This window comes from Sphingobacterium humi, assembly GCF_009768885.1.
GTDB lineage: Bacteria > Bacteroidota > Bacteroidia > Sphingobacteriales > Sphingobacteriaceae > Sphingobacterium > Sphingobacterium humi.
The window spans coordinates 148073-174670 of sequence record NZ_WSQA01000006.1; the positions used below are offsets into that span (position 1 = coordinate 148073).

Annotated in this window: 22 protein-coding genes; 16 read left to right on the forward strand and 6 right to left on the reverse strand. The window is 43.2% G+C overall.

All coding sequences use genetic code 11. The features are described from left to right. Positions 1 to 23: 23 nt before the first annotated feature. The 7 genes from leuC to GQF63_RS09865 all read left to right on the forward strand — a co-directional run bounded on the left by leuC (position 24) and on the right by GQF63_RS09865 (position 7808). A complete protein-coding gene (gene leuC / locus GQF63_RS09835) occupies positions 24 to 1421 on the forward strand; it encodes a 3-isopropylmalate dehydratase large subunit (RefSeq protein ID WP_160369059.1) in 1398 nt (465 codons plus the stop codon). A 10-nt stretch (positions 1422 to 1431) separates the two neighbouring features. Then, positions 1432 to 2016: a 3-isopropylmalate dehydratase small subunit gene (leuD, locus tag GQF63_RS09840; RefSeq protein ID WP_160369060.1), complete on the forward strand. Its 585-nt coding sequence runs from the start codon at positions 1432 to 1434 to the stop codon at positions 2014 to 2016. Further along, positions 2016 to 3479, forward strand: coding sequence for an ATP-binding cassette domain-containing protein (locus tag GQF63_RS09845; protein WP_160369061.1), 1464 nt, complete (start codon positions 2016 to 2018; stop codon positions 3477 to 3479). Before leuD ends, GQF63_RS09845 begins: the two co-directional genes overlap by 1 nt. 3 nt (positions 3480 to 3482) lie before the next feature. Beyond that, positions 3483 to 4556, forward strand: a complete 1074-nt coding sequence (leuB, locus tag GQF63_RS09850; protein WP_160369062.1) for a 3-isopropylmalate dehydrogenase — start codon at positions 3483 to 3485, stop codon at positions 4554 to 4556. A gap of 34 nt (positions 4557 to 4590) precedes the next feature. Then, a complete protein-coding gene (locus GQF63_RS09855; protein ID WP_160369063.1) occupies positions 4591 to 5745 on the forward strand; it encodes a 2-isopropylmalate synthase in 1155 nt (384 codons plus the stop codon). A gap of 58 nt (positions 5746 to 5803) precedes the next feature. After that, positions 5804 to 7057 (forward strand): threonine ammonia-lyase IlvA, encoded by a 1254-nt coding sequence (gene ilvA, locus GQF63_RS09860; protein WP_160369193.1) that lies wholly within the window; start codon positions 5804 to 5806, stop codon positions 7055 to 7057. A gap of 181 nt (positions 7058 to 7238) precedes the next feature. Next, positions 7239 to 7808, forward strand: coding sequence for a DUF2911 domain-containing protein (locus GQF63_RS09865; protein ID WP_160369064.1), 570 nt, complete (start codon positions 7239 to 7241; stop codon positions 7806 to 7808). 83 nt (positions 7809 to 7891) lie between these two features. On the opposite strand, the gene GQF63_RS09870 is transcribed toward GQF63_RS09865, so the two are convergent. Beyond that, positions 7892 to 10309 (reverse strand): alpha/beta hydrolase family protein, encoded by a 2418-nt coding sequence (locus tag GQF63_RS09870; protein WP_160369065.1) that lies wholly within the window; start codon positions 10307 to 10309, stop codon positions 7892 to 7894. Positions 10310 to 10783: 474 nt separating this feature from the next. On the opposite strand from GQF63_RS09870, the gene GQF63_RS09875 reads away from it, so the two are divergent. From GQF63_RS09875 to nrdF, 4 genes are all read left to right on the forward strand, one after another. Continuing rightward, positions 10784 to 11017 carry a glutaredoxin family protein gene (locus GQF63_RS09875; RefSeq protein ID WP_149524904.1) on the forward strand — a complete coding sequence of 78 codons (234 nt, stop codon included), beginning with the start codon at positions 10784 to 10786 and terminating at the stop codon, positions 11015 to 11017. A gap of 24 nt (positions 11018 to 11041) precedes the next feature. After that, positions 11042 to 11449, forward strand: coding sequence for a class Ib ribonucleoside-diphosphate reductase assembly flavoprotein NrdI (nrdI, locus tag GQF63_RS09880; RefSeq protein WP_212592528.1), 408 nt, complete (start codon positions 11042 to 11044; stop codon positions 11447 to 11449). Then, a complete protein-coding gene (gene nrdE / locus GQF63_RS09885) occupies positions 11409 to 13514 on the forward strand; it encodes a class 1b ribonucleoside-diphosphate reductase subunit alpha (protein ID WP_160369066.1) in 2106 nt (701 codons plus the stop codon). The genes nrdI and nrdE overlap by 41 nt, the downstream gene beginning before the upstream one ends. 99 nt (positions 13515 to 13613) lie before the next feature. After that, on the forward strand, positions 13614 to 14600 hold the full coding sequence (nrdF, locus tag GQF63_RS09890; RefSeq protein WP_160369067.1) for a class 1b ribonucleoside-diphosphate reductase subunit beta: 987 nt from the start codon (positions 13614 to 13616) through the stop codon (positions 14598 to 14600). A 381-nt stretch (positions 14601 to 14981) separates the two neighbouring features. Here nrdF and GQF63_RS09895 read toward each other — a convergent pair whose 3' ends face one another. Genes GQF63_RS09895 through GQF63_RS09905 form a run of 3 tightly spaced genes read right to left on the reverse strand, consistent with a single transcriptional unit; the run spans position 14982 to position 17874 of the window. After that, positions 14982 to 16679, reverse strand: coding sequence for a GMC oxidoreductase (locus GQF63_RS09895; RefSeq protein WP_160369068.1), 1698 nt, complete (start codon positions 16677 to 16679; stop codon positions 14982 to 14984). Positions 16680 to 16682: 3 nt separating this feature from the next. Further along, positions 16683 to 17162: a gluconate 2-dehydrogenase subunit 3 family protein gene (locus GQF63_RS09900; protein ID WP_160369069.1), complete on the reverse strand. Its 480-nt coding sequence runs from the start codon at positions 17160 to 17162 to the stop codon at positions 16683 to 16685. A gap of 52 nt (positions 17163 to 17214) precedes the next feature. Continuing rightward, complete coding sequence (locus GQF63_RS09905; protein ID WP_160369070.1) at positions 17215 to 17874, reverse strand: HAD family hydrolase; 660 nt, start codon at positions 17872 to 17874, stop codon at positions 17215 to 17217. Positions 17875 to 18038: 164 nt separating this feature from the next. Here GQF63_RS09905 and GQF63_RS09910 point away from each other — a divergent pair, with 164 nt between their 5' ends. From GQF63_RS09910 to GQF63_RS09925, 4 genes are read left to right on the forward strand one after another with little or no spacing between them, the layout of a single operon-like run. Then, positions 18039 to 18650, forward strand: a complete 612-nt coding sequence (locus GQF63_RS09910) for a fumarylacetoacetate hydrolase family protein (RefSeq protein ID WP_160369071.1) — start codon at positions 18039 to 18041, stop codon at positions 18648 to 18650. Position 18651: 1 nt separating this feature from the next. Further along, the gene (locus tag GQF63_RS09915) at positions 18652 to 20373 is read left to right on the forward strand and encodes a M23 family metallopeptidase (RefSeq protein WP_160369072.1); all 1722 of its coding nucleotides are present in this window, start codon (positions 18652 to 18654) and stop codon (positions 20371 to 20373) included. 5 nt (positions 20374 to 20378) lie between these two features. Beyond that, positions 20379 to 20843, forward strand: a complete 465-nt coding sequence (gene bcp, locus GQF63_RS09920) for a thioredoxin-dependent thiol peroxidase (protein ID WP_160369073.1) — start codon at positions 20379 to 20381, stop codon at positions 20841 to 20843. A gap of 29 nt (positions 20844 to 20872) precedes the next feature. After that, on the forward strand, positions 20873 to 22342 hold the full coding sequence (locus tag GQF63_RS09925; RefSeq protein ID WP_160369074.1) for a glycine--tRNA ligase: 1470 nt from the start codon (positions 20873 to 20875) through the stop codon (positions 22340 to 22342). A gap of 52 nt (positions 22343 to 22394) precedes the next feature. Here GQF63_RS09925 and GQF63_RS09930 read toward each other — a convergent pair whose 3' ends face one another. After that, on the reverse strand, positions 22395 to 23411 hold the full coding sequence (locus GQF63_RS09930; protein ID WP_160369075.1) for a helix-turn-helix domain-containing protein: 1017 nt from the start codon (positions 23409 to 23411) through the stop codon (positions 22395 to 22397). Between the two features lie 364 nt (positions 23412 to 23775). Between GQF63_RS09930 and GQF63_RS09935 the strand changes: the two genes are divergently transcribed. After that, a complete protein-coding gene (locus GQF63_RS09935) occupies positions 23776 to 25029 on the forward strand; it encodes a CotH kinase family protein (protein WP_160369076.1) in 1254 nt (417 codons plus the stop codon). A gap of 35 nt (positions 25030 to 25064) precedes the next feature. Here GQF63_RS09935 and GQF63_RS09940 read toward each other — a convergent pair whose 3' ends face one another. Further along, positions 25065 to 26543, reverse strand: a complete 1479-nt coding sequence (locus tag GQF63_RS09940) for a hypothetical protein (protein WP_160369077.1) — start codon at positions 26541 to 26543, stop codon at positions 25065 to 25067. Between the last annotated feature and the right edge of the window lie 55 nt (positions 26544 to 26598).

Below are 26598 nucleotides of genomic sequence, written 5' to 3' on the forward strand. Positions count from 1 at the left end.
ACCAAACAGTATTTTTAGGAACAATGGGAAAAACATTAGTAGAAAAAATTTGGGATGCGCATGTCGTCAAGAGTCAAGAGGGGTTCCCGGATATCTTATATATCGATACCCACCTTATCCATGAAGTGACCTCACCACAGGCCTTCGATGGATTACGCAAAAGAGGACTACCGGTATTCCGTCCACAACAAACGATAGCCACCGCTGACCACAACGTGCCAACCTTGGATCAGCACCTTCCTATTAAAGAAGAGCTATCGCGCTACCAAGTGGATATGCTAACAAAAAACTGCAAAGAATTTGGTGTTGAACTTTACGGCTTAGGCCACCCTTACCAGGGTATTGTCCATGTAATTGGGCCAGAGTTAGGCATTACCCAACCTGGAAAAACCATGGTATGTGGCGATAGCCATACCTCTACGCACGGTGCTTTTGGCGCCATTGCCTTCGGTATAGGTACTTCGCAGGTAGAGCAGGTTTTTGCGACCCAATGTTTACTACAACAAAAGCCGAAGACCATGAAGATTGAGGTGAACGGAGAGTTGGGTAAAGGTGTCGGTGCAAAAGATATTATCCTGTACATTATTTCCAAAATATCAGCAGCCGGTGGTACGGGCTATTTTGTGGAATATGCAGGGTCGGCCATTCGCTCCTTGAGTATGGAAGGCCGTATGACCATTTGTAACATGAGTATCGAGATGGGTGCTCGTGGTGGATTAATTGCTCCGGATCAGACTACCTTCGATTATGTGAAGGGCCGTGAGTTTGCTCCAGCAGGAGAAGAATGGGATAAAGCCTTGGCCTATTGGCAAACCCTTTATTCCGATGAAGATGCGCAATTCGACTCGGTATTAACCTTCGATGCCGCAGATATTCAACCGATGATTACCTACGGTACTAATCCAGGTATGGGCATCGGAATTACCCAAGAAATTCCTACCACTTCATCGCAACCGGAGAATGAGCAGCCTTCTTTCCAAAAAGCGCTTGACTATATGGGTTTCCACGATGGCGAAGCTGTATTGGGCAAACCTGTAGACTATGTGTTTATTGGTAGCTGCACCAACTCGCGCATTGAAGACCTACGTCAGGTTGCAGCCTTTGTGCAAGGGAAGAAAAAAGCAGATAATGTAGAGGTTTGGATTGTACCGGGATCGAAGCAAGTTGAAGCCCAAGCAAAGCTAGAAGGTATCGACAAGGTATTTGAAGCCGCTGGTTTTATGTTGCGTGAGCCTGGTTGTTCGGCATGTTTGGGGATGAACGAGGATAAAATTCCAGCAGGAAAATATTGTGTATCCACCTCGAACCGCAACTTTGAAGGCCGTCAAGGGCCTAATGCGCGCACCATGCTGGTAAGTCCGCTTACCGCGGCCGCGGCAGCCGTGACCGGAAGAATTGTTGATGTAAGAGAATTGGTGTAATAAGATAAGGATGAAAAAATTTGAAAAATTAGCCTCTCGCGTAGTTCCACTACCGATAGAAAATATAGATACTGACCAAATTATTCCGGCACGCTTTCTAAAAGCAACAACCCGGGAAGGTTTTGGTAATAATTTATTCCGTGACTGGCGGTTCGATAGCAATGAGCAGCCCAAGGCTGACTTTGTGATGAACAACCCGACTTACCAAGGTAAGATTTTGGTGGCCGGTAAAAACTTCGGCTGTGGCTCTTCCAGAGAGCATGCGGCATGGGCGATTCAAGACTATGGCTTTGATGTGGTGGTGAGTTCGTTCTTTGCGGATATCTTCAAAGGAAATGCCTTAAACAATGGCGTATTACCGATTACGGTTCCTGAGGAGTTCTTAGAAAAGATTTTTGCGCAGGTATTTGCCAATCCGGCAACAGCATTGGCGATTGATCTGGAAGCACAGACCATTCGTATCGAGGAAACCGGTGATGAATTCATCTTTGAAATCAATCCGTATAAGAAGTCATGCTTAATCAATGGATATGATGACATTGATTATATTTTAAGTCAACGCGAAGCGATCGAAAATTTCGAGGAAAACAGATAATGCCAGTTCGAGTCCAAGTTAAAGATCTTCATGTTAGCTATCCGGATCAGGTTGTTTTAGAGCAGCTGAACTGGGAGATGGCCGCGGGTGATCAGGTTGTTATTGCCGGCCGTTCGGGCTCGGGCAAAACAAGCTTGGCCAAGGCAATTGCTGGTATCCTACAAGGTACTGGACAGATTGATATTACTTTCGACCCGTCCAGCTCCTTTGTTCGGAAAGCGATTTACATTTCCAATTGGTACCAATTCACCAACTTAGAAGGCGATCGTAATTTTTATTACCAGCAACGCTACAACCGGCATCAGGGTCATGATACCTGGACGGTAAAAGCGGAGCTATTGCATTTTGCCCAGAAGGAAGGATTGGATTTTGCCGACATCGAGCAGCGTATTCAGGATTTCGGTTTCGAGAATGTGCAAGAATCGCAATTGATTGAGCTGTCCAGCGGGGAGCATAAAAAATTGCAGTTGATTAAAGGCTTGTGGCAAAAACCACAGTTGCTATTGATTGATGAACCCTATACCGGGTTAGATAAAAATTCACGCCAGGTGTTAAACCAATGGCTGGATGAATTGGCCGCGGAAGGAATCAGTATGATGTTGATCAGTAATGATCAGCAACTTCCGAAATGCATCAACCGCTATATCCAATTGCATGATGGCCAGATTGAAGAAGTGAGTTCCATGGAAGCCATTCGTCAGGATGCAAAACGGGTGAAGAAAGAATTACCGGCTTTCTTAAAAGAAAAGCCAGAAACATCCTATAGCCACGTTGCGGAATTGAAGCATATTTACATCCGCTATGGCGAGAAGGAAGTATTGAAGGATGTTTCCTGGTCGGTTAAAGTGGGTGAAAAATGGTTGTTACAAGGGCCCAATGGCTCTGGAAAATCGACCTTATTAAGCTTAATCAATGGCGACCATCCGCAATCCTACGGCTTGGATATTCATTTATTCGGACAGGCCCGTGGTTCGGGGGAGAGCATTTGGGATATCAAGGAAAAAATCGGCATGATTTCGCCGGAGATGCATTGGTATTTTGATCAGCAAGCCACCGTATGGCATACCTTGGCATCTGGCTTTTACGATAGCATCGGTTGGTTTATCGATGTAAAGTTTCAGGAAAAGAAACAAATGGAGGAATTGATGGCCTTTTTCGATTTAACCGAACATAAGGATCAATTGCTACATACCTTGCCATTAGGCAAACAGCGCCTGGCCATGTTGGCCCGGAGCATTATTAAGAATCCGCCTCTGTTGGTGTTGGATGAACCCTGCCAGGGATTGGATACCGTGCAAGCCAGCTACTTCAACGATGTGGTAGATGAGCTGTGCCAGTATGGCAAAACCCTGATTTATGTGGGGCATTACGAAAGTCAGCTTCCGAGCTGTCTGGAGCATAAAATTGTATTAGAGCGTGGCGAGGTACTAGCCATTGAACATAAAGTAGAAAACGTTTTATAGTATATGAGAAAGAACATTCTTATCATTCCGGGAGATGGAATTGGACAGGAAGTAACGACCTGGGGGAAGCAGGTTTTGGAGGCTATTGCCGCTAAATACGGTCATGAGTTTGCCTTTGACGAGGCCATTATGGGCCACACTGCCATTGAAGCTACCGGAAATCCTTTGCCAGATGAAACCTTAGCGAAAGCAAAAGCTTCAGATGCGATTTTATTTGGTGCCATTGGACATGCTAAATATGATAATGACCCTTCCGCGAAAGTTCGCCCGGAGCAAGGTCTGTTAAAAATACGCAAAGAGCTTGGCCTATATGCCAACTTGCGCCCGATATTATTATTTGATGAACTCTTGGATGCCTCTAGCCTAAAACCAGAGGTTTTACGTGGAACAGACATCCTTTTCTTCCGTGAGCTGACCGGTGATGTGTATTTCGGCGAGAAGAACCGCAACGCGGATAATACCTTCGCTTCCGATTTGATGAACTACCACCGTTATGAAGTGGAGCGCATTGCCCGCAAAGCCTTTGAAGCCGCCAGAACCCGTAGCAAAAAACTATGCTCGGTAGATAAAGCTAATGTATTGGAAACGTCCAGACTATGGCGTGAGGTGGTGCAAGAACTGGCTTTACAATACCCGGATGTAGAAACGGAGCATATGTTCATTGACAATGCAGCCATGCAGTTGGTGAAGAATCCGAAGAAATTTGATGTGGTATTAACGGCGAACCTCTTCGGGGATATCTTAACCGATGAGGCTTCTCAAATTGCCGGATCGATGGGCATGTTGGCCTCGGCATCGATGGGCGATGGTACAGGTTTCTTTGAGCCTATCCACGGATCAGCACATGATATCGCTGGCCAGAACAAGGCGAATCCATTAGCCTCTATCCTATCGGCAGCTTTAATGCTGGATATTGCTTTCGGTCTTCAAGAGGAGGCCAAAGCGGTGACCAACGCCGTTGCTGACACCCTAAAAGCAGGCTGGAGAACAGGCGACATCGCCAATGCAGAAACTCCTGCCGACAAGATTTTAGGAACCAATGAAATGGGCGCTAAAGTATTAGCATTTATCAAGTAGAATTAACCAAGGCATAAACATAAATACAAACGATATGTTACACGATCCTAATCACTTATACATTTTCGATACTACTTTACGAGATGGTGAACAAGTACCGGGCTGTCAATTGACTACGCCGGAGAAAGTCGAAATTGCCAAAGATTTGGAGCGCTTAGGCGTTGATATTATTGAAGCAGGCTTCCCTGTTTCCAGTCCTGGCGATTTCCAATCCGTGGTTGAGCTTTCTAAAGCTGTAAACGATGTGATCATCTGTGCATTGACCCGTGCAAATAAAAACGATATTGATGTCGCTGCGGAAGCCTTGCAATATGCAAAAAGACCACGTATCCATACCGGTATCGGTTCTTCGGATATGCACATCAAATACAAATTCAACAGTACCCGCGAGGAAATCTTGGAGCGTGCTGTGGCCGCAGTAAAACATGCTAAATCTTATGTGGAGGATGTGGAATTCTACGCGGAAGATGCTGGCCGTGCTGATCTGGCTTTCCTAGCCCAGATGATTGAGGCTGTAATTAGCGCCGGAGCAACCGTCGTAAACATTCCAGATACCAACGGTTATTGTTTACCCGATCAATACGGTTCAAAAATAAAGTACTTGAAAGAGCATGTGCAAAACATCGATCAAGCGATTATTTCTGCGCATTGCCATAACGACTTAGGTTTGGCGACTGCAAACTCCATCGCAGCCGTGCAGAATGGTGCCCGCCAGGTAGAATGTACCATCAATGGTATTGGCGAGCGTGCCGGCAATACGTCCCTTGAAGAGGTGGCTATGATTTTAAAAGTGCATAACCAAGCCTTCGGTGGGGTAAGCTCGAACATCGACAGCCGTATGTTTACTTACATCTCGCGCAAAGTGAGTGAGATGATGAACATGCCGGTGCAACCCAATAAAGCAATTGTGGGCCGCAATGCCTTTGCCCATAGCTCGGGTATTCACCAGGATGGCTTCTTGAAACATAGAGAGAACTACGAGATTATCCGTCCGGAAGATGTAGGCTTGGAAGAAGCCGACATCATCTTAACGGCTCGCTCAGGTCGCCATGCTTTAAAACACCATTTAGAGCGCCTAGGTTACAATCTAGATAAAGATAGTCTATCTGACTGCTACCAACGTTTCTTAACCTTGGCGGATGCTAAAAAAGACATCAACGACGAGGATTTATTATCCTTAGTGAAATAATATGAAAAAGGCTGGCCATCCAGCCTTTTTATCCACACATACTAAAATATCAGAACGAATGAGTTTGGATTTATCAACCTTAACCATAGATAGTGTTCAAGCGAAAGATAGGATTAAAGAGGTTGTTACAAGAACTCCCTTGCAATACAACCATCACCTTTCGGAAACCTATGGCGCTGAGGTATACTTAAAACGGGAAGACCTGCAAGTGGTTCGCTCCTATAAATTACGAGGTGCTTTCAATAAAATCAGCAGCTTGACTGCCGAAGAACGATCTCGCGGGGTGGTTTGTGCCAGTGCAGGAAACCATGCGCAGGGTGTTGCGCTTTCCTGCAAGCGGCTCGATATTAAAGGGGTGATCTTTATGCCGGGGCCTACCCCACGTCAGAAAATTACCCAAACCGAAATGTGGGGAAATGGAAATATCGAGATCGTCTTAACCGGCGATACCTTTGACGATTGTCAAAAAGGTGCGTTGGCCTATGCCGCCGAGCATAACATGACCTTCATTCCTCCATTTGATGATTTAAAGATTATTGAAGGCCAAGGTACCGTAGCGGTGGAAATTTTGGAAGACTTACCGGATGTTGATGCAGTCTTTATTCCTATTGGCGGTGGAGGCTTATCCTCCGGGGTGAGTTATCACTTGCATAAAGTAGCACCACAGGTAAAATGCTATGGTGTGGAACCTGAAGGTGCGCCTTCGATGCGGGCCGCACTGGATCATGGCGAGCCCTTCGAATTGGATCAGATCAATAAGTTTGTGGATGGTGCTGCCGTTAAAAAAATCGGTAAATTAAACTACGATATCAGCAGTCAATTGTTGACCAGTGTAAAATCTATTCCAGAAGGCAAGATCTGCACGACGATTTTACAGCTGTATAACAAGGATGCCATTGTTGCAGAACCTGCCGGGGCGCTTTCTATTGCGGCCCTAGCCTTCCATAAGGAAGAAATTAAAGGCAAAAAGGTTGTCTGCATTATTTCTGGCGGAAATAACGATATCGATCGGATGAGCGAGATTAAGGAAATGTCTTTACTTTACGAAGGGTTTAAGCATTACTTTATCGTGCGCTTCCCGCAGCGTCCAGGTGCTTTACGCCTGTTGGTAACTGAGGTATTGGGTCCGAAAGATGATATTACCCGCTTTGAATATATCAAGAAAACGGAACGCGAACGCGGCCCAGCCCTGATTGGTATTGAGCTGAACGATCCGAAAGACTATATTTCTTTAATTGAAAGATTGAAGGCCTATAAATTTGACTTTATCGAGGTGAATAAGGATCAAACCTTATTCGAATACCTGGTGTAATAAAAGGGAAAAACAGCCCTATACACAAAGCCCAAGCAGGATTTCTGCTTGGGCTTTGTTTTTATTCGACCATGCAGCAGCCCCCTTAAAAGCATTGACACTGAAAACTTTAAGAATAAAATACACAAACAATTCCTAAGTGAGATTGTACTATAGAAGTACACCTAACAAAGGAGGGAATATGAAAAACGCAACATTCCTAATCGCATTTCTGTTATTGTTCCTGATGGGACATGCGCAGACCCCACCCATGCCCAAAGTGCCACCTACCGGCAACAGCGGAATGAAAATGAATAAGCCTAAACAAGTGGCCAGTCCAGCAGATAGCTCCATGGTCATGACCAGTGATGGCGTGAATATCAAGATTCGCTATGGTAGCCCTTCCCTAAAAGGAAGAACCATAGGAACGGATATTGTGAAACCAGGCGAACGCTGGCGTGCGGGTGCCAATGAAACGACCACCATTTCTTTTGATAAAGATGTGACGATTAATGGACAAGCCCTAGCCGCGGGAAAATATGGCCTAAATGTCATTCCGGGTGAGCAAAACAGCACCTTGATTTTCAATAAAAGCTGGCAACAATGGGGCACAAAATTTAACGAAGCAGACGATGTGTTAAAAGTGGAGGTGCCGAATGAAAACCTCAGCAGTTCGCAGGAACGATTAAAGATTTCTGCCGATGCTTCAGGAAAAATTCATATGGCTTGGGGAAATTATGGCTTGAGTATGGAGGCAAAAGCTGCTAAATAATAGCACACTAAGCTAGAAAAAAACATCCCCGAGGATTTGACTAAATCCTGGGGGATGTTTTTATTGTTCAATGGGTATTGGAACTATTGCTTATCCTGTCCCCCATTCTTAAGGTATTTTTCTAAAAAGCGATCTTGCTCCCATAAGAGGTGGAAGATGTTCTCTTGTGCGGCATAACCATGCGACTCGCGCGGAAGAATGACCATACGAACTTTTGCTCCCAGGTTTTTCAAGGCTTGGAAATAACGCTCGGTCTGTAAAGTGAAGGTTCCGGGATTATTATCGGCAGCACCGTGCACCAATAACATCGGGGTCTTCATGCGGTCAGCACTCATAAACGGTGACATCGTGCTGTAGAGCTTCGGATCATCCCAGAAGTTACGCTGTTCGCTTTGGAAACCGAATGGTGTTAAAGTCCGATTATAGGCTCCTGAGCGTGCAATACCGGCTGCAAAAAGGTTGGAATTGCTCAGCAAGTGTGCCGTCATAAAAGCACCGTAAGAGTGCCCACCAACTGCAACGCGCTTGCGATCGATATAACCCAGCTGATCTACGGCATCGATAGCTGCCTCTGCATTGGCCACCAACTGTGGAATAAAGGTATCGTTAGGTTCTTGCTTACCTTCACCAACAATAGGGAAAGCTGCATCATCTAACACCGCATAGCCTTTAGTTACCCAATAAACGAAGGATCCGTAATTCGGGAAGGTGAATTCTTTTGGATTAGCAGTACTTTGACCAGCGGTATTTTTATCCTTAAACTCTTGCGGATAGGCCCAGATTAATAAAGGAAGCTTCTCTTGGCTATTCTTATCGTAATTAGCCGGTAAGTATAAGGTTCCGGATAAGGCGACCCCATCTTTACGCTTATAGTTCAACACTTCTTTATGCACATTATCCAAGGATTTGAATGGATTTTCAATGCTGGTAATGGCTTTCTGTTTGCCTGATTTAATGTTTTTGCTGTAATAGTTCGGGAATTGCTTGGCCGATTGTAAAGAAACGATAATATCACCTTTGGCCATATCCACAATACTAGAAATACGCTCCTGCATATCAGATGCCTTCGCGGTATACAAGCGTTTTTTCTTTAAGGTTTTCAGGTCCATTTCATCAATAAATGGAAACTCCCCTTCTTTGGTATATCCTGCACCCAAGTAGTAGATCTTATTATTCTTGATGTACATGCTGTAGGTTCCGAAAGCGTTCTTATCCATGTAAGGTCTTCCCGGATCGTTGTAAACATCCTGGCTATTGCGGTCTTCAATTAATTGTTGCTGACCCGTGCTCGGGTTGATTAAGAAGGTTTTCACATTTCTTGTATCATACCAGCGAGAGCTTACCAAGGCATGGTTTTCATCGCCATAGATGACACCGCCAAAGCGATCGGCTAATTTAATCAGGGATTTCGGCGCTTGATCAAAAGGAGCTACCCAGTTGAAAAGCTCATCACGGAATTCTGCCGGTTTGCTGGCATCCCCCCCGTCGATAGCTTCTACATAAGAAAGCGTTGCAGCCTGATCTGGGCGCCAATTAAAGCCACGCTTACCCGCACGAACGGAAGAGAAGCCTTTCGGCATCACTTCAAATAAAGGCGTTTCATTTACCTTTTTTACCAACTTGCCCTGCAAGTCATACACATTGGTTTCCATCGGAAAACTGCTTACCGGTACCACATAAGAGAATGGTTTTTTCAAGGTCATAATCATCACATAATTGCCATCCGGAGAAAAATTGGCGCCTACATACATATCGGCTTCCTTGTAAGGGCTCACATTTCCGCTTAGATCGACCCATTTTAATTCTGAGGTTCCCAATTCCATGAACTCGGCTTCATCTTCTGGGGTTTTCAATAAGTCTTGGTAGGTGCGCAATTGCGACACTTGGCCATCGCTAGATGAGATAATAGGTCCGCTTGGTAATGCGCCACCAGGGGTATCCTTCTTTACGCTTGGTTCAATACGGAAGCTCACCAAAAGGCGGTCTGAATTTCGGTTCCAGCTAAATGGGGAGTTCAAAATCGCATTTAACTTATACTGCGTTAAACGTGTAACTTTCCGTGTTGCCAACTCCATGACATACAGCGCCGCACCTTGATCATCCGTTAAAGTAAAAGCTAACTTCTTGGAATCTGGGGAGAAGGCAAGATTGGAAATCTGTGGATTGTTAGGAAGCGGCAGTTTATTAAAAACCTGCTTGCCATCAATAGATTGCAGGGTCATCTTGTTAAAGAATACCTCATCGCTGGCCATACCGGTTTTCGCATTAATACGTAATCCGGCTAAGCGGGTTTCCGATTGTCCCAGATCTTTTAAACTCTTATACGTGGGACGATACAAGAAGACCACCCAATTTTTATCGGGGCTGATGCTTACGGAAGGTGGCCGTTCATAATCGGCAAGTGCGAGAATCTCGGCCGAAGGTTTTTGGTAGCTTAAGTTTTCCTGTGCAAAGCCAATATGGCTTAGCAATAGAAAAACCAACCATAAATAATTTTTCATAATCAATCGTGTTAATGTAATATTTCAAAAAATAGGATGGGCTAAAATTAAGAATTACCCTGAATATTTTGTTTATTGCGACAATCCTTTTACATGGCAGGAAAGCCTCCTTTATACGGTTATTTTTATGCCCGTAGAATATATACATTTTAAGGCTGATTTAACAATTACTGAAGGATAATTTGACAATAAAAAAACCGAAAAAAAACATGTAGTTTCTTAGCTACAGCAAGGCTTCGACAAGTTATCAACATCTTCTACCTGCTGAAAATCAATAGCTTATTAATAAGCGAGTGTTGCCAAGCGTGTTTTAAGCTGATTGTTGTTCACAATGTGGAAAAGTATGACTAACTGCCTGAAGAAATAAATGGGATATTTGTTCTACTTGAGAATACAGCCTTCTCAAATCAAACGTTTTTTTATTTATCAAAGAGCTCTACTTTCCAGTTTGGCTTCTTTAAATCTTAATATAACATGGCAAGAATCATTAAATTCGAAAAAAATGACTGTGCACCATGCGCACAGGTATCGGCATATCTCGACAACAAAGGTATAGCCTACGAAACCATTAATCCATTCGACGAGCCGGAATTAGCAGTTAAGTTTAAAGTACGAACGGTGCCTACGGTCATCGTATTAGAAAACGACGAAATCAAAAACAGAATCATTGGCTTCAACCCGGCAGAATTAGATCAGATTGCTTTATAAGTTAACCCTTTAAAACGCCAGCCAATGATCTATCTATATTACGACTCACGAACAGGTAACGTGGAACGCTTTATCAACAAAGTGATCCAAATTACCGGATGGACAGCCATCCGTATTCAAGAGGGTATGCAGATTACCCAAGCAGGGCATCTGGTGACTTATACCACGAACTTTGGGAAAGTGCCAGATAAAACGGAAGCCTTCGCCAAACAATTCGGCGAATTGCTTTATTCCATCTCCTCCAGCGGAAACCGCAACTGGGGAAGGAACTTCGCCGTAGCCGCAGATAAGGTTTCTGACCATTACGCCATCCCATTAGCCATGAAGTTTGAACTTTCTGGCACTATGGAAGATATTAACCAATTTATTGACATCATCAAAAATCAGCACTATGATAGCAAACGAGGTAGCGAAAAACTGGATATTGCTTAACAACGAAATCATGATCAAACATGATGACGAGTTCAGCCTTCACAAAGACAAAGAGGCTGTACGCGCCTATTTCCTGGAATATGTAAATAAGAATACCGTATTCTTTTACACCCTAAAGGAAAAAGTCGACTATTTAATCGAAAACAACTACTACATTGATTTCTATCAATGGTTTACTTTCGAACAAATGGAAGAAGTGTACAATTATGTATTCGCCAAGAAATTCCGTTTCCAATCCTTTATGGCTGCATTTAAGTTCTTCCAGAGCTACGCCCTACGCGATGACTCTGGCGAGAAATTCTTAGAGCGTTATGAAGACCGCGTTGTTGCTGTATCCTTATTCTTAGCAAGAGAAGAAGGTGTACAGAAAGCTATCGAGTATGCGGAAATCATGATCAATCAAGAGTATCAGCCAGCTACCCCGACATTCTTGAACGCCGGTAAAAAACGTTCCGGTGAACTGGTATCATGTTTCTTAGATGAAATTGGTGATAACTTAAACGGTATTGGCTACGCTGTAGACTCTGCGATGAAGCTTTCCTCCATCGGTGGTGGGGTATCCTTCAATATCTCTAAAATCCGTGCGCGTGGCGAAGCGATCAAAGGTGTTGAAGGTCGCGCAGGTGGAGTACTTCCAATCATGAAAATCATGGAAGATACCTTCTCCTATGCCAACCAATTAGGACAACGTCCAGGTGCTGGTGCCGTATATTTAAACATCTTCCACTCAGATATCGAGGAGTTCTTAGACTGTAAAAAGATCAACGTGGATGAGAAAGTGCGTATTAAATCCTTATCCATCGGTATCATCGTTCCGGATAAGTTCATGGAATTAGCTGAGAAGGATGAGCCTTGCTACTTAATTTATCCGCATACGGTAATGCAAGAGTATGGTCAATATCTAGATGAGTTGGATATGGATGAGATGTACGATGAATTGATCACCAATCCGAACGTTAAAAAGAAAAAAATCAACGCCCGTCACCTATTGGTGAAAATTGCTCAAACACAGAAAGAGTCGGGATACCCATACATCTTCTTCAAGGAGAATACCAACCGCGAGCATGCATTGAACGGCTTAGGTCGCGTAAAATTCTCCAACCTTTGTACCGAGATTATGCAAATCTCCGAAGTATCGGATATCAATATCTACGGTAAAGAAGATACCATCCGTTACGGAATTTCTTGTAACCTTGGTTCCTTGAACGTTGCAACGGTTATGGACAATAAACGCATCAAAGAAACAGTGAAAACCGCTATGCGTGCATTAACTGTAGTAACGGATGTAACGGATATCGAAATGGTTCCTTCCATTGCCAAAGCAAACCGTGAATTACACTCGGTAGGATTAGGCGCTATGAACCTTCATGGATACCTAGCGAAGAGCTTTATCATGTATGAATCTACTGAGGCTTTAGATTTCGCAAACACTTTCTTCATGATGATGAACTACTATTCATTAGAAGCATCAATGGAGATTGCTAAAGAACGTAACAGAACTTTCGTTGGGTTTGAGAAATCAGGCTATGCAGATGGCACTTACTTCGATAAATACACCAGCCGCGACTATATGCCTAAAACAGAAAAGGTAAAAGAGTTGTTCGCAGGAGTGCACATACCTACCATTGAAGATTGGGAAAACTTGAAAGCACAAGTGAAGGAGCATGGTATTTACCACGCTTACCGCTTAGCTATTGCGCCGAACCAATCTACTTCTTACATCATGAATGCTACGGCTTCGGTGATGCCAATTGTAGACATTATTGAAGTGCGTGAGTATGGCGATAGTACAACCTACTACCCAATGCCTTATTTAACAAACGACAACTACTTCTACTTCAAGTCGGCATACGATATGGATCAGATGAAAGTATTGAAATTAATTTCGGTAATCCAACGCCATATTGACCAAGGTGTATCAACCATCTTGCATACCAACTCAAAAGATTCAACACGTGATTTAGCGAAGTACTATATCTATGCGCACAAGCTGGGTTTGAAATCCTTGTACTACACAAGAACGCGTAAATCGACGATCGAAGAGTGTATCTCTTGTTCGGCATAAGGCGTCAAACAAACCGTATTTAAACATACTAAGAGCTGAATTGATTGCGGCATGTCCAAGATCAGTTCAGCTTCTTTCACCCAAGATATTCGATTAAACATGAGCAAACAATTTACCGCTGTAAACTGGAATACCCCAGAGAACGACTACGCCCTAATGTTCTGGGAGCAAAATATAAAACAATTCTGGATTGATACGGAGTACATCCCATCAAAAGATATCGATAGCTGGAAGGGCCTAAGCTGGGATATGAAGGAATGCTACAAAAAAGCATTAGGTGGATTGACCCTTCTTGACACGTTGCAATCGCATACCGGTATGCCTAAAATCATCGATCATATCGACTCCTTACAGAACAAAGCTGTATTATCGTATATGTGTATGATGGAAGCCATCCACGCGAAATCCTATTCTACCATCTTTACGACTGTTTCTACAACAAACGAGATTAACGATGTATTCGGATGGGTATCGCAAAATAAATTCTTACAATATAAAGCTGGTACTATCGATAAGCACTACCGTGCTATTGATAAGGAAAAAGTTAGCGATGAAGAGTTGTTCATGGCATTAGCAGCTTCAGTATTGTTAGAATCTTTCTTATTCTACTCCGGATTCTTCTTGCCATTATGGTTATGTGGCCAAGGACAAATGGTAGCATCAGCAGATATCATCAAGAAGATTGTGGCCGATGAATCGATCCACGGTGTATTCGTTGGATTAATCGGTCAAGAAGTATTTGCTCGCCTTCCAAACAAGGAAGAAGTGAAAGAACGCTTCCTTGCTTTATTGAATGATCTATACGAAAACGAGATTAAGTATACAGAAGAATTATACACGGTTGTAGGTCTTACCGCTGAGGTAAAAGAATACGTTCGCTACAACGGTAACAAAGCTTTAATGAACTTAGGATTCGAGCCTATCTTCGAAGTGAAGCAAGTAAACCCGATTGTATTAAACGGATTAAATACCGAAACAACACAACACGACTTCTTCTCTAAGAAATCGACCAACTACGAAAAAGCCATGGAAATCGTGCATTTGAAAAATGAAGATTTCATGTTGGATGCGACGGTGGAAATATAATTAGATATGAGACAAGAGATTTGAGATAGGAGAGCAAAGCGGCTAACCTAGTTCAACCTCTTGTTAGATATGAGAAAAGAGATTTGAGATAGAAGAGCAAAGCGGCTAACCTAGTTCAACCCTATTAAAAGAAAAAGAGACACTACTTGTAATAGTGTCTCTTTTTCTTATTATATGGTTGATGGTATTCTTAATAGATTTGAGGCTTCTATATAACAGTCGCTTCCAAGTGCATAAGTCAGATTTCGATTCTCTGCTCTCATATCATGTTCACACAACGCTCTCCTATCTCCTGTCGCAAATTTTAAAGTCTAAAGCCTTCTGTTTCACATCTCGCTCTCACATCTCACATCTCACATCTCATATCTCACATCTCATTTCTCATAGATGCTTCACCGCATAGTCAACAGCACGGGCAGCGAAAGCCATATACGTAAGCGATGGATTTTGCGTGGAGGTGGAAGTCATGCAAGCGCCGTCTGTGACAAATACATTAGGACAACTATGCAGTTGGTTCCATTTGTTGAGCATGGAGGTCTTCGGGTCATGGCCCATTCGGACGCCGCCCATTTCGTGGATATCCAAACCTGGAGCCTGGCCGGCATCGTTTCTTTTGATATTGATAAAGCCAGCTGTTGTAAACATCTCTTCCATCGTATCGAGGTAGTCTTGTTTCATTTTAGCGTCGTTATCATCATAATCTACTGATATTTTCAACTGCGGCATTCCCCATTCATCCTTTAGGTTAGCATCCAAAGCCACATAATTCGATTCTTTAGGAATGGTCTCCCCCATCATATGCGAGCCAATACTCCACAGCCCCAGTTTCGGATTTAGCAAAGATTCTTTCAGATCCGTTCCAAATCCCGACTGGTCTGCTGATTTTGAGCGCGAAGCACCAAAGCCAGCGGCATAGCCGCGCAGGAAGTCCATTTCTTGTTTGTGAAGATTGCGGAATCGCGGAATATAAACTCCTCCAGGTCTGCGGCCTTCGGTGGTATAATCCAGATGCCCTTCATACTGGGCGGAAATACGGGCACTATAATTATGGAAGGCCACGTACTTCCCTAAGGTACCACTATCATTGCCTAGACCATTCGGGAACCGGGAAGATTTCGAATTCAATAAAATTAAATTACTATTTAGGGCACCAGCATTCAAGAAAATAACATCAGCGAAGAAGTCCATTTCCTCTTTGCTATTCTTATCGATTACTTTTACCCCCACGGCTTTTCCTTTGGCATCATCATAGAGGATGGAGTGTACCACTGAATCGGGTCTCAGGGTCATATTACCGGTCTTTGCTGCCCAAGGTAAGGTGGAAGCATTGGAGCTGAAATAGCCCCCAAAAGGACAGCCACGTTGGCACAGCACCCTATTCTGACACTGTACACGTCCTTGATCGATATGGATCTGTTTAGGCTGTGATAAATGCGCGCACCGGGCGGAAATCACCTTACGCCCCGGATACTTCGACTCGATCTGTTGTTTAAAATACTTTTCAACGATATTCAGCGGATAAGCGGGCAGGAACTCCCCATCGGGAAGCTCTGGCAAGCCATCCCGATCACCCGAGATGCCTGCAAAGCGTTCAACATGATCATACCAAGGCTTTAAATCCTGATAGCGGATAGGCCAATCTACAGCAAATTGATCCCGCGCGGGGCCTTCAAAGTCAAAGTCCGACCAGCGTTGGGTCTGTCTGGCCCAGAGTAGCGACTTCCCCCCTACCTGATAGCCACGAATCCAATCGAAAGGCTTCTCCTGCACATAGGGATGCTCCACATCTTTCACGAAGAAATGAGCAGCATCCTCCCTATAGGCATAGCAACGACTCACAATCGGATTCTCCTGCTTAATCGCATAGGGAATCTCATTACGATGCTCAAACTCCCAAGGGTATTTATTGGTGGTTGGGTAATCTTTAATATGTTTTACATCACGACCTCGTTCCAGCACCAAGGTCTTCAATCCTTTTTCGCAAAGCTCTTTGGCGGCCCAGCCCCCTGAAATGCCAGATCCAATTACAATGGCGTCGTAGGTTCGTTGCTTTGCCGAATCATTCAATAGGTTAGCCATAGTTTAGGCATTTATTTTTACAGCGCCATTATATCGCGATGGCACCAATTCATAGATTAATTTGTTTTTCATGACGTACTCCGAATTCAGGTATCCCTGTATTGTACGGCGTTTCAAGATACTCACAAAAGCATCTTCGGCCGGCAATGCAGCCAGGTAGCTTTGCCAGTCCTGTTGGTTCTTAGCGTTGCTCTTTGCCGCTTGTTGCAATCCCTGTAGAAAGTTCGCTTGATCTTCCGGGTTAGCACAATCGTCGACCATTTTCATCACAAAAAGGTGCAGATTTAGGTCTTTTGCGCCAGGTGAGTCGGTTTTAGGAAGGATGGCTTCGGTTAATTCGGCAAGCAAATCTTCATCCGCCTTGTTTAGTTTGATATGATTAAGCGCAATGCTGGTTGCCTGAGGGCCAGAATCGCAGGAAGTAGCAATCAGCATACCTCCGGCGACAACAAACAGCTGCTTAATCGCTGTACGTCTATTCATAAGATTTATCTTCTAAGATTAAATCTACGAATAAAATGGAAAAGAAAAATACTTAAGATGCTGAAAACAGGATGTTTTCCAACTCTTTTAAATTCGTTGTTAATACATCAGCATGGTTGAGACGCTCGCGCTCAACGGCCTGTTTAGAGACTGCTGCGCAAAATAAGCCTGCTTCTTTGGCTGCCGTACAGCCGGTGCTGGTATCTTCCACAACAAGGATATCGGCTTTGGCCAATTCCAGATTTTTATGTGCTAATAGATAGGGTTCCGGATGCGGCTTAGGATTTTCCACTGATTCGCGCGTGACGAAAAAAGAGAAATAATCCAACAGCTTATGCTCGCCCAGTACGGTATCTACCGTTGTTTTATAACTGGAGGTTACTAACCCAATTGTTAGCTCTTTCGATTTAACTACCTCCAAAAGTTCTTGTGCATGTGGCATTAAACGGATGGTTCGCATATCGGCTTTTGCATAGCGCGATCGGGTGGCAAACCACATATCCTCTTCATCCACCTTCAATTTAAAATCCCGATTCAGCATGGCCACATTATGGGCCAAGGTATGCCCTGCAAAGTGGCTAATCCAATCCTCAAAGTTAATGGTCAACCCATAATCTTCCGAAAGTATCGGTGCCCAATTGCTAAAGTAAAAATGTTCCGAATCGATCAAGGTACCATCTAAATCAAATAATACCGCTTTAAAATTGTTCATACCACAAAAATAAGGATTACAATATTAATATAGTGTTAATTTAGCAGTAGTTAACATAGCAGGCCGCTTTCCCCTTTGCAAGCCGCTAACTTGCTATTCCCTGCATCTTTTCCTAAGTTTGTTCATGGCGGCCATCAAGGCCCACAACTAATCCCTTTAATCACATGAAAATAGTCGCAGTAGGTAGAAATTATAAAGACCATGCAAAAGAATTAAACAATCCGGTGCCTGAAAAACCCGTCATTTTCCTCAAACCAGACACCGCGGTTTTAAAGGATAACAAAGACTTTTACTTTCCGGAATTTTCCAAGGATGTCCATTATGAGGTTGAAGTAGTCCTGCGTATTTGCAATGAAGGCAAGCATGTTTCCAAGAAATTCGCCCATAAATACTATGATGCTATAGGCTTAGGTATCGACTTTACTGCTCGTGATATTCAAGCCGATCATAAAGCCAAGGGTCTCCCTTGGGAGCTCGCCAAAGCTTTCGACCATTCCGCCGTCATCAGTCCACTCATTCCGAAGGAAGAATTTGCCGATAGTCAATCCCTAAGCTTTTCCCTACAGAAAAATGGGGAAACCGTACAGGAAGGCCATACCAAGGATATGATGTTTGATTACGACAGCCTGATTAGCTTTATTTCAACATACATTACCCTCCGCAAGGGTGATTTAATCTATACAGGCACGCCTGCTGGCGTTGGTCCTGTTCAAGTCGGCGATAAACTGGAAGGATTTTTGGAGGGAAAATCCATGTTTACTTGCCAAATAAAATAATATGACAAAAACAGTATCCAGCATTTTACTTGCACTTACCTGTTGTGGCGCAGCCTATGCGCAGAATAACAACGTTTATACTTCCCGAAACTATCCACAAGGCTATTTCCGTAATCCATTAAACATTGCGCCCGATGCCTCGGGTACCTTTGGCGAATTACGGTCTACCCATTTCCATGCTGGTGATGATTATCGCACGCAACAACGTATCGGTTTGCCCTTACATGCTGCCGCAGCGGGCTATGTTTCCCGCGTACGGGTGCAAATTGGTGGCGGCGGTAACTCCGTATACATCAATCATCCAAACGGCTATACCAGCGTTTATCTTCATATGGATAGCTTCAACGATGCGTTGACCCAAGTTATCCGAGCAGAACAATACAAACAACAACGCTTTGATGTTGATGTCGAGGTCAAGGAAGGTCAGGTGAAATTAACCAAGGGGCAGTTTATTGGCAATGCCGGCAATACCGGCGGTTCTGCAGGCCCGCATCTTCATTTTGAAATCCGCGACAGCAAGACCCAGCGGCCATTAAATCCACAATTGTTTGGTTTGCATTTCAGGGATAATTTTGCGCCAACCATCAATGGAATTATGGTCTACGATTTAAACGAGGGTCCTTTCAATGAGTTTACAGGTCGCCGCTATCAACAGCTTAAGGCCTTGGGCTCCGGGCGCTATGCTTTGGCCGCAGGAGCACCTATATCTGTTAATGGCAAGTTTGGCTTAGGAATCAACAGCATCGATAGGCATCGTGCCGGAGGTTTCCAAAACGGTGTCTATTCCATCGAGCTCTTTTTAGACGGCAAGGCCATCTCTACGGCAGTTTTCGAAGAAATAGACTTCAATACCTCCCGGGCCATCCATTCCTATATCGATTATCCACATTGGAAGAAAACGAAAGTTAAAGTTCAAAAAAGCTTTAAAGATCCGGGAAATCCTATTGAATTATTCAAACATTTGGAAAACCAAGGGATTATTGAGCTTCATGATCAGGAAGTACACGATGTTAAATATGTGGTGAAGGATGTACATGGCAATTGCAGCGAATTAAACTTCAAAGTGCGGAATAATAAAGACTATCAGCCCAAAGCGAACCCTACAAAAGGCGAATTATTTGCCTACAACAAGGATAATAAGTTTACGGCCGATCATGTGCAGATCGAAATCCCAACCGAGGTATTATACGATAACTTAGATTTTGTGTATAGCCAAAGTGCCCCAAGGACAAACAGCTATTCCCATGTTCATCATATCCACAATTCGTCGATACCTTTATTTTCCAGCTATATTCTACAGATCAAACCGACGAATCTGCCGCCGCATTTAGAGAGCAAGGCAATCATTGCTTCAGTCGAGAACGGATCAGAGGGAGGCAAGTTTGAAAATGGGTGGGTAAGTGTCAACACCCGCAGCTTTGGATCCTTCTACGTCACGGTAGATACTATTGCCCCAACCATTAGCCCGCGAAACTTCTCCGCCGGCAAAAATGTAAGTGCTCAAGCAAAAATAGACTTCAGCATCGCCGATAATTTCTCAGGCATCCAATCTTTTAATGCCTATATTGACGATAAGTGGGTGCTAATGGAATACGATTCTAAAAACCGACATCTATGGCATCGGTTCGACCCTGCCTTACCCAAAGGACAGCATCGGTTTAAACTGATTGTGAAAGACTGGAAAGACAACGAAAAAATTTACGAAGCATCATTTACACGATAGACATTATGGCAACATTAGCAATTGGAGATCAAGCTCCCGCAATACAAGCAAAAAACCAAGCAGGAAAAGAAGTAAAACTATCCGATTTCCTCGGAAAGAAGGTCATTCTTTATTTCTATCCCAAAGATAACACCCCCGGCTGTACCACAGAGGCCTGTAATTTTAGAGACAATTACCAAAGCTTGCTCAAGGATGGCTTTGAAGTTATCGGCGTGAGTATTGACAGCGAGCAATCGCATCAGAAATTTATCGCCAAGCATGAATTGCCCTTCAACCTACTGGCCGATGAGGACCAAAAGATCGTCAATGACTATGGCGTTTGGGTAGAAAAAAATATGTATGGCAAGAAATATATGGGTACGGCCAGAACCACTTTTATCATTGATGAAAAGGGCATTATCCAACATATAATCAAAAAAGTAGACAATAAAAACGCCAGCCAACAAATTCGTGACTTAATGGCAAAATAAGTCATACGAATACATTATATTTGCCCCTTATGAGCAAGCAAACAGAAGATTTTTTCAAGAATATTATTTCGCATGCGAAGGAATATGGTTTTGTGTTTCCTTCAAGTGAAATTTATGACGGCCTCAGTGCTGTTTATGATTACGGTCAGTTAGGTTCCGAGTTGAAGAACAACTTGAAGTCCTATTGGTGGAAATCCATGGTTCAGTTGAATGAGAACATTGTAGGTATTGATGCTGCAATTTTCATGCATCCAACAACATGGAAAGCTTCCGGACACGTGGACGGCTTTAACGACCCGATGATCGATAATAAGGATTCCAAAAAGCGCTATCGTGCCGATCAATTGATCGAGGATAAAATCGACCGCTACGAAAAAGATGGAAAAACCGAAAAAGCCGCTCAATTACAGAAAGACTTAGACGATGCTTTAAATGCCGATGATTTAGTGCGTTTAAAAACCATCATTGAAGAACATAATATTGTATGTCCTATTTCAGGCACCAAGAACTGGACGGATGTACGTCAATTCAACCTGATGTTTGCTACCCAAATGGGTGCCATGGCCGACGGTGCTGAGCAGGTGTACTTACGCCCCGAAACAGCGCAGGGTATCTTTGTAAACTTCCTGAATGTGCAAAAAACAGGACGTATGAAGATTCCTTTTGGTATTGCTCAAATCGGGAAAGCCTTCCGTAATGAAGTTATTGCACGGCAGTTCATCATGCGTATGCGTGAATTTGAACAAATGGAGATGCAATTCTTTGTACGCCCAGGTTCCGAATTAGACTGGTACCAGAAATGGAAAGAAACACGCCTGAAATGGCACTTAGCCTTAGGTGCTGATCCAGCAAAATACCGCTTCCACGATCACGTGAAACTAGCACACTACGCCAATGCCGCTGTCGATGTGGAATACCAATTCCCATTCGGTTTCAAAGAAGTAGAAGGTATTCACTCGCGTACAGATTTCGACTTAAAACAACATATGGAGTTCTCCGGAAAGAAAATGCAATATTTCGACCCAGAGATCAACCAAAGTTACATCCCTTACGTTATTGAAACGTCTATCGGTTTAGACCGCTTATTCTTAACGGTATTAGCAAATTGCTTAGTACAAGAAGACCTTTCAACGGAAGAGAAACAAGATTCCCGCGTGGTATTGAAGTTCCACCCAGCCATTGCGCCAGTAAAAGCTGCCGTATTGCCATTAACTAAGAAAGATGGTCTTCCGGAAAAAGCGAGAGAAATCATGGCGAAATTACGCTTGGATTACAATATTCAATACGACGAAAAAGATTCAATCGGTAAACGCTATCGCCGTCAAGACGCGATCGGTACGCCGTTTTGTATCACGGTAGATCACCAATCCTTAGAAGACAATACCGTAACCATCCGTCACCGCGACAGCATGGAACAGGAACGTGTAAATGTAGATCAGTTGGAGCAAATCATTGGCGATTTAGTGAGCATGAGCAACTTATTGAAAAAATTGCTGTAAACCACAGCCATAACATTATTCAATAGGCTTCCTGAAAAGGGAGCCTATTTTTTTAGGATACACTATAGATCGTCTTGGCTAAGTACTGCTTCGGATTCATGCGGTAATGCTTTTTGAAGGTTCGATAAAACTTATACTTACTGGAGAAGCCCGCTTCACCCGCCAGCCTCAAAATACTAGCCCCCGACCCATCCAATTCGCTACAGTTTTCCATAAAATACCGCAGCCTAAACATATTCAAATAATCGTCAAAGCTCATATCCAATCCTTCCAGCAATATCTCCTGCAACTCGGCAACATTTAAGTTTAACATATTCGCCAAATCCCGAATGTGGAAATTCTTCATCCGAAACAAGTATTTCTCCTGCATCCATTTATCACAGAGGTTCAGGTAGAATTTATGCGACCGAACGACACTTAGGCGCGGGAGTCCAATTGCTCGGTTTTCCCGACGAAAAATATACTTTCTATAGCGAATCAGTGAAAGATGAATCTTATTGAAATACAACTGATAATAGGTGCCGAAGAAAAATAACAAAGCCGTACTCAACACCGGAAACTCAACAATGGCTTCCTGTCCTTTCAACAGGCTATTCCCCAACACCAGCAGCACTAATGAAAGCTTGAGCAGCACAAACATAAGCCCCACCTGACCATCCAATGCGGAAAAACAGCAAGCCCATTTTTTCCGAAAACTTGCCAATAAGATCAGCTCATAGGCCAAAACTACCAACAGGATGAGGTTCTTTGCTTTAAGAAACAGCAGGTCTAAGTAATAATACACGCTACTTTCTAATATCTGATTCTGGTAGGATAAATATAGGATCAGGAATACCATCAACAACACCATGGGCGAACAGGCCAAGAAGATCAAATAACCAGAGGTGCGCTGCTCCACCAATACTAAGCGCAGGTAAATAGCAGAAAGATTCAATACACAAACCGATAAAGTTCCGGAATAGAATAACAAAAGAGAAGAATCATGCTTGGGGATGAGTGCTTCAATAAATAACACCGAAAGACTACAACTTAAAATGAGGTATAGGAGCTTTCCTTTTTCTTCTTTCATTGATCGCTTATGCAAATAAAGCCAGGAGATAAAAAATTGAAGGATAACGACCGCCAAAAGTAGAACCATATAACAAGTTTACTTTTATTCTATTAACTTATTAAAAAGAGCCTATTAAATTTACAATTGCACTTTTAACCTTCAAACTATTACCCTTTCCCTACCCCATGACAATCATTAGGGAACTCGTATTCATTAACAGAAAATGAGACAGCGTTAACAAGATTTTATAACACACTCATTATCAGCAACAACAACTGTCTTATCTTGTATCTCATTTCCTTTAGTGGCAAACATAGGCGTAGATTTTCTTTAAAAAACAAGCAAGGCGATGCTAATTTTGCCCAGCAAATCTACCATTGTTATGAAATCTATAAAAACCCTGATTTACGTGTGCATCAGCACGCTATTCCTGTTTTCGGCCTGTACAAAACCCACAGGGGAAAAACCGGATGAAATCCCAGACTTCGATGAAAAAGCCGAATTAAACGAGCAAATCGAGGCCAAAATTCCACATATCTATATTACTACCGAGGGTGGAGCACCTGTCGTGAGTAAAGAAATATACCTCAATGGGGAAGTAGAGATTAATGGAAATGGCGTTCAAATGGACTTCATTAAGACCAAAACCCGCATTAAAGGCCGCGGAAACAGTACCTGGGTAAGACCTAAGAAACCATACCGTCTAAAATTAGATGTTGCTGCCAGTATTTTTGGGCTACCAGCAGCAAAAGACTGGGTGCTTTTGGCCAACCACATCGATTATACCTTAATGTGTAATGCGGTGGCCATGAAAATTGGTCAGCAATTAAACATGCCTTTTACCAACAGCATCATTCCTGTCGATCTTACCTTAAACGGCGTTTATATGGGGAATTATACGCTTACCCAACAAGTGGAAGCAAAACCAACGCGCATCGATGTGGGCGAAGGTGGCGTATTATTAGAAATGGATAGCTATTTCGATGAAGACTTCAAATTTAAATCTGCAGGACTATCCCTACCGGTGATGATTAAAAGTCCGGATATTACTTCGGATGCCCAGTTTGAAAAAATTAAAAAGGAATTTGAGGACTTTGAAAAGCTAATTGTGGATTCTAAATTCCCCAATACCAACTATGGCAATGTTTTCGACAAACAGCAACTGGTAAACTACCTGATTGTAAACAACCTGGCTGGAAACTTCGAAATCAATCACCCTAAAAGTGTGTATATGCATAAAAAAGCCAATGGAAAATACACCATGGGCCCTATCTGGGATTTTGACTATGGCTTCGGCTTCGATGAAGTTAAACGCAGTTATTTTAACTTCATAGAGTTCCCTTTACTGAAAACGAACGATACCCGTCCGGGCTATTATTTCTATACCATTTTCTTAAAAGATCCGGAAATCCGTCAGCTGTATAAAACGACCTGGAGCAACTTCAAATCAAATCAATTCGATAAACTCCTCACCTACATCGAGGAATATGCCGCCAGCATTCGTGAAAGTAAAAAGAAAGATCATGAACTCTGGAAAGTGGGCAGCAACGATCTACCCACTATCAAAAGAGACCTTAAACTCTATTTACACAAAAGAGCACGCTATATAGATCAGTACCTGAGTACCTTAAAATAACAATAAAAAAAAGAAGGGGGGCCATGCCCCCTTTCCTAATTAAATTCGATCAGCACCTCCTTATCCCATGCTTCAACTAACTTGATCTCAAATCCAGCAACAGCAGTAGTTCGCGGTAGTAATTGCCCCCGAAAAACCAATTGCATATTATTTTTGGCTTCACCTTGCACATCAATTGTCCGCAATATCTTGTTGTCATCCCACACCTCCAGGATATAATGCAGCTTTTTACCCTGCACCTGTAATCCTAAAAACTGATTAAACACAATTTCCTTGTGCACATTAAAATCCTGCTCCACTTCCAAGCTATGGCTAGGTTCTTCGGCAGCTTTGCTTTCCCCAACAGGGCTGAAAGGGCGCCAGCGAACCGGCGGATGCTGGGGTTTTATTAACACACGCTTCACTTCCTTCAAGTCCCGACTGTCCGTAAATTCAAAACGAACTTGCCCATAGGCTCGACGTAAAGCAATTTCCTTCGCAAAAGATTTGCTCACCTCAATGGTATCGCAGGAAGCAAACATACGCCCCTCAAAACCGATATCATCAGGAAAGTGCAAATCTTCCAGCCGGCTAATCTGCCCGGTCCTTATGACGTCTTTATTGACATAATGATAAGTACTCATCAAGATATACTCGCCTAAGGGCAACTCCAGATTTAAGTGAGGATTTGCATCCTTCAACAGCACCTGCCCCGAGTCTACCAAGGCATGTGTCCCCTTCTGGAATAAGTAATACCTTAATTTACTTTTCATCCGTACATCCAGCGCCTTCTTGTAGCCCGTTAAACGGACATTATCAAACCTATAGGTCCCAAATTGCATCCGTCCGACTTCCTTATCCTCCTGACTCCGTCGGAAATGGACTTCAACCAACATCATCTGCTCCTGCTCGACAGGCAGACTGGATAGGTCAAATTTTATCCGAGTCTTCGCAAAATCATCCTTTTTATTTTCCATATCGATACGCACCGGAAAATTGGTTCTTTTGATGCCATCAGCAAAGCGATATTGAAATTCAACGGTCTTTCCGGCGAGGGAATCACTGCCCAAATCAAAGGAGAAGATTCCTAATTTTTTAAGCTCCGCAATCGGAAATTGAAGGCTTAAAAAAGTCATATGCTTCAATTGCAAGGCTTTATCGCCGAAAAAGCTGTTTTCAAAACTGGGAACAAAGGTTGCAGGGAAAGCCTTGGGAAAATGATCAAAACTAACCACAGGACCAAGCTGATAATCGCTTATTAACTTACCCGAATTGAAGTTCCAATTTAATACCGTTACAGGCGATTCATCGCCGGTTCCTAAGGAGCGAGCAGGGGAAGGTGCCGATATGCTGGGGGAGGCAGTTTCTTTCAGGGGCCGCAGGATGGTTTCAAATCCCGCATAGCCAATGTTCACCTGATATTTTTTCCCCGACTCTGCTTGCTGTTCCGGGAAACGCTTGCAAGCAAAAGTCAGTGGTATAAGCCAGATAAGGGCAGTTCCGACCCTCCATGCTTTGCTGAAAAACTTTTTCATATTCATATTCTTTGAAGCATATGCTTATGAAAAGATACAGGAAGCAGGGAAAATA

Bases quoted from the DNA above. Each gene is read 5' to 3' on its own strand.
- leuC (WP_160369059.1), top strand. From the start codon at position 24: ATGGGAAAAACATTAGTAGAAAAAATTTGGGATGCGCATGTCGTCAAG.
- leuD (WP_160369060.1), top strand. From the start codon at position 1,432: ATGAAAAAATTTGAAAAATTAGCCTCTCGCGTAGTTCCACTACCGATA.
- GQF63_RS09845 (WP_160369061.1), top strand. From the start codon at position 2,016: ATGCCAGTTCGAGTCCAAGTTAAAGATCTTCATGTTAGCTATCCGGAT.
- leuB (WP_160369062.1), top strand. From the start codon at position 3,483: ATGAGAAAGAACATTCTTATCATTCCGGGAGATGGAATTGGACAGGAA.
- GQF63_RS09855 (WP_160369063.1), top strand. From the start codon at position 4,591: ATGTTACACGATCCTAATCACTTATACATTTTCGATACTACTTTACGA.
- ilvA (WP_160369193.1), top strand. From the start codon at position 5,804: ATGAGTTTGGATTTATCAACCTTAACCATAGATAGTGTTCAAGCGAAA.
- GQF63_RS09865 (WP_160369064.1), top strand. From the start codon at position 7,239: ATGAAAAACGCAACATTCCTAATCGCATTTCTGTTATTGTTCCTGATG.
- GQF63_RS09870 (WP_160369065.1), bottom strand. From the start codon at position 10,309: ATGAAAAATTATTTATGGTTGGTTTTTCTATTGCTAAGCCATATTGGC.
- GQF63_RS09875 (WP_149524904.1), top strand. From the start codon at position 10,784: ATGGCAAGAATCATTAAATTCGAAAAAAATGACTGTGCACCATGCGCA.
- nrdI (WP_212592528.1), top strand. From the start codon at position 11,042: ATGATCTATCTATATTACGACTCACGAACAGGTAACGTGGAACGCTTT.
- nrdE (WP_160369066.1), top strand. From the start codon at position 11,409: ATGATAGCAAACGAGGTAGCGAAAAACTGGATATTGCTTAACAACGAA.
- nrdF (WP_160369067.1), top strand. From the start codon at position 13,614: ATGAGCAAACAATTTACCGCTGTAAACTGGAATACCCCAGAGAACGAC.
- GQF63_RS09895 (WP_160369068.1), bottom strand. From the start codon at position 16,679: ATGGCTAACCTATTGAATGATTCGGCAAAGCAACGAACCTACGACGCC.
- GQF63_RS09900 (WP_160369069.1), bottom strand. From the start codon at position 17,162: ATGAATAGACGTACAGCGATTAAGCAGCTGTTTGTTGTCGCCGGAGGT.
- GQF63_RS09905 (WP_160369070.1), bottom strand. From the start codon at position 17,874: ATGAACAATTTTAAAGCGGTATTATTTGATTTAGATGGTACCTTGATC.
- GQF63_RS09910 (WP_160369071.1), top strand. From the start codon at position 18,039: ATGAAAATAGTCGCAGTAGGTAGAAATTATAAAGACCATGCAAAAGAA.
- GQF63_RS09915 (WP_160369072.1), top strand. From the start codon at position 18,652: ATGACAAAAACAGTATCCAGCATTTTACTTGCACTTACCTGTTGTGGC.
- bcp (WP_160369073.1), top strand. From the start codon at position 20,379: ATGGCAACATTAGCAATTGGAGATCAAGCTCCCGCAATACAAGCAAAA.
- GQF63_RS09925 (WP_160369074.1), top strand. From the start codon at position 20,873: ATGAGCAAGCAAACAGAAGATTTTTTCAAGAATATTATTTCGCATGCG.
- GQF63_RS09930 (WP_160369075.1), bottom strand. From the start codon at position 23,411: ATGAAAGAAGAAAAAGGAAAGCTCCTATACCTCATTTTAAGTTGTAGT.
- GQF63_RS09935 (WP_160369076.1), top strand. From the start codon at position 23,776: ATGAAATCTATAAAAACCCTGATTTACGTGTGCATCAGCACGCTATTC.
- GQF63_RS09940 (WP_160369077.1), bottom strand. From the start codon at position 26,543: ATGAAAAAGTTTTTCAGCAAAGCATGGAGGGTCGGAACTGCCCTTATC.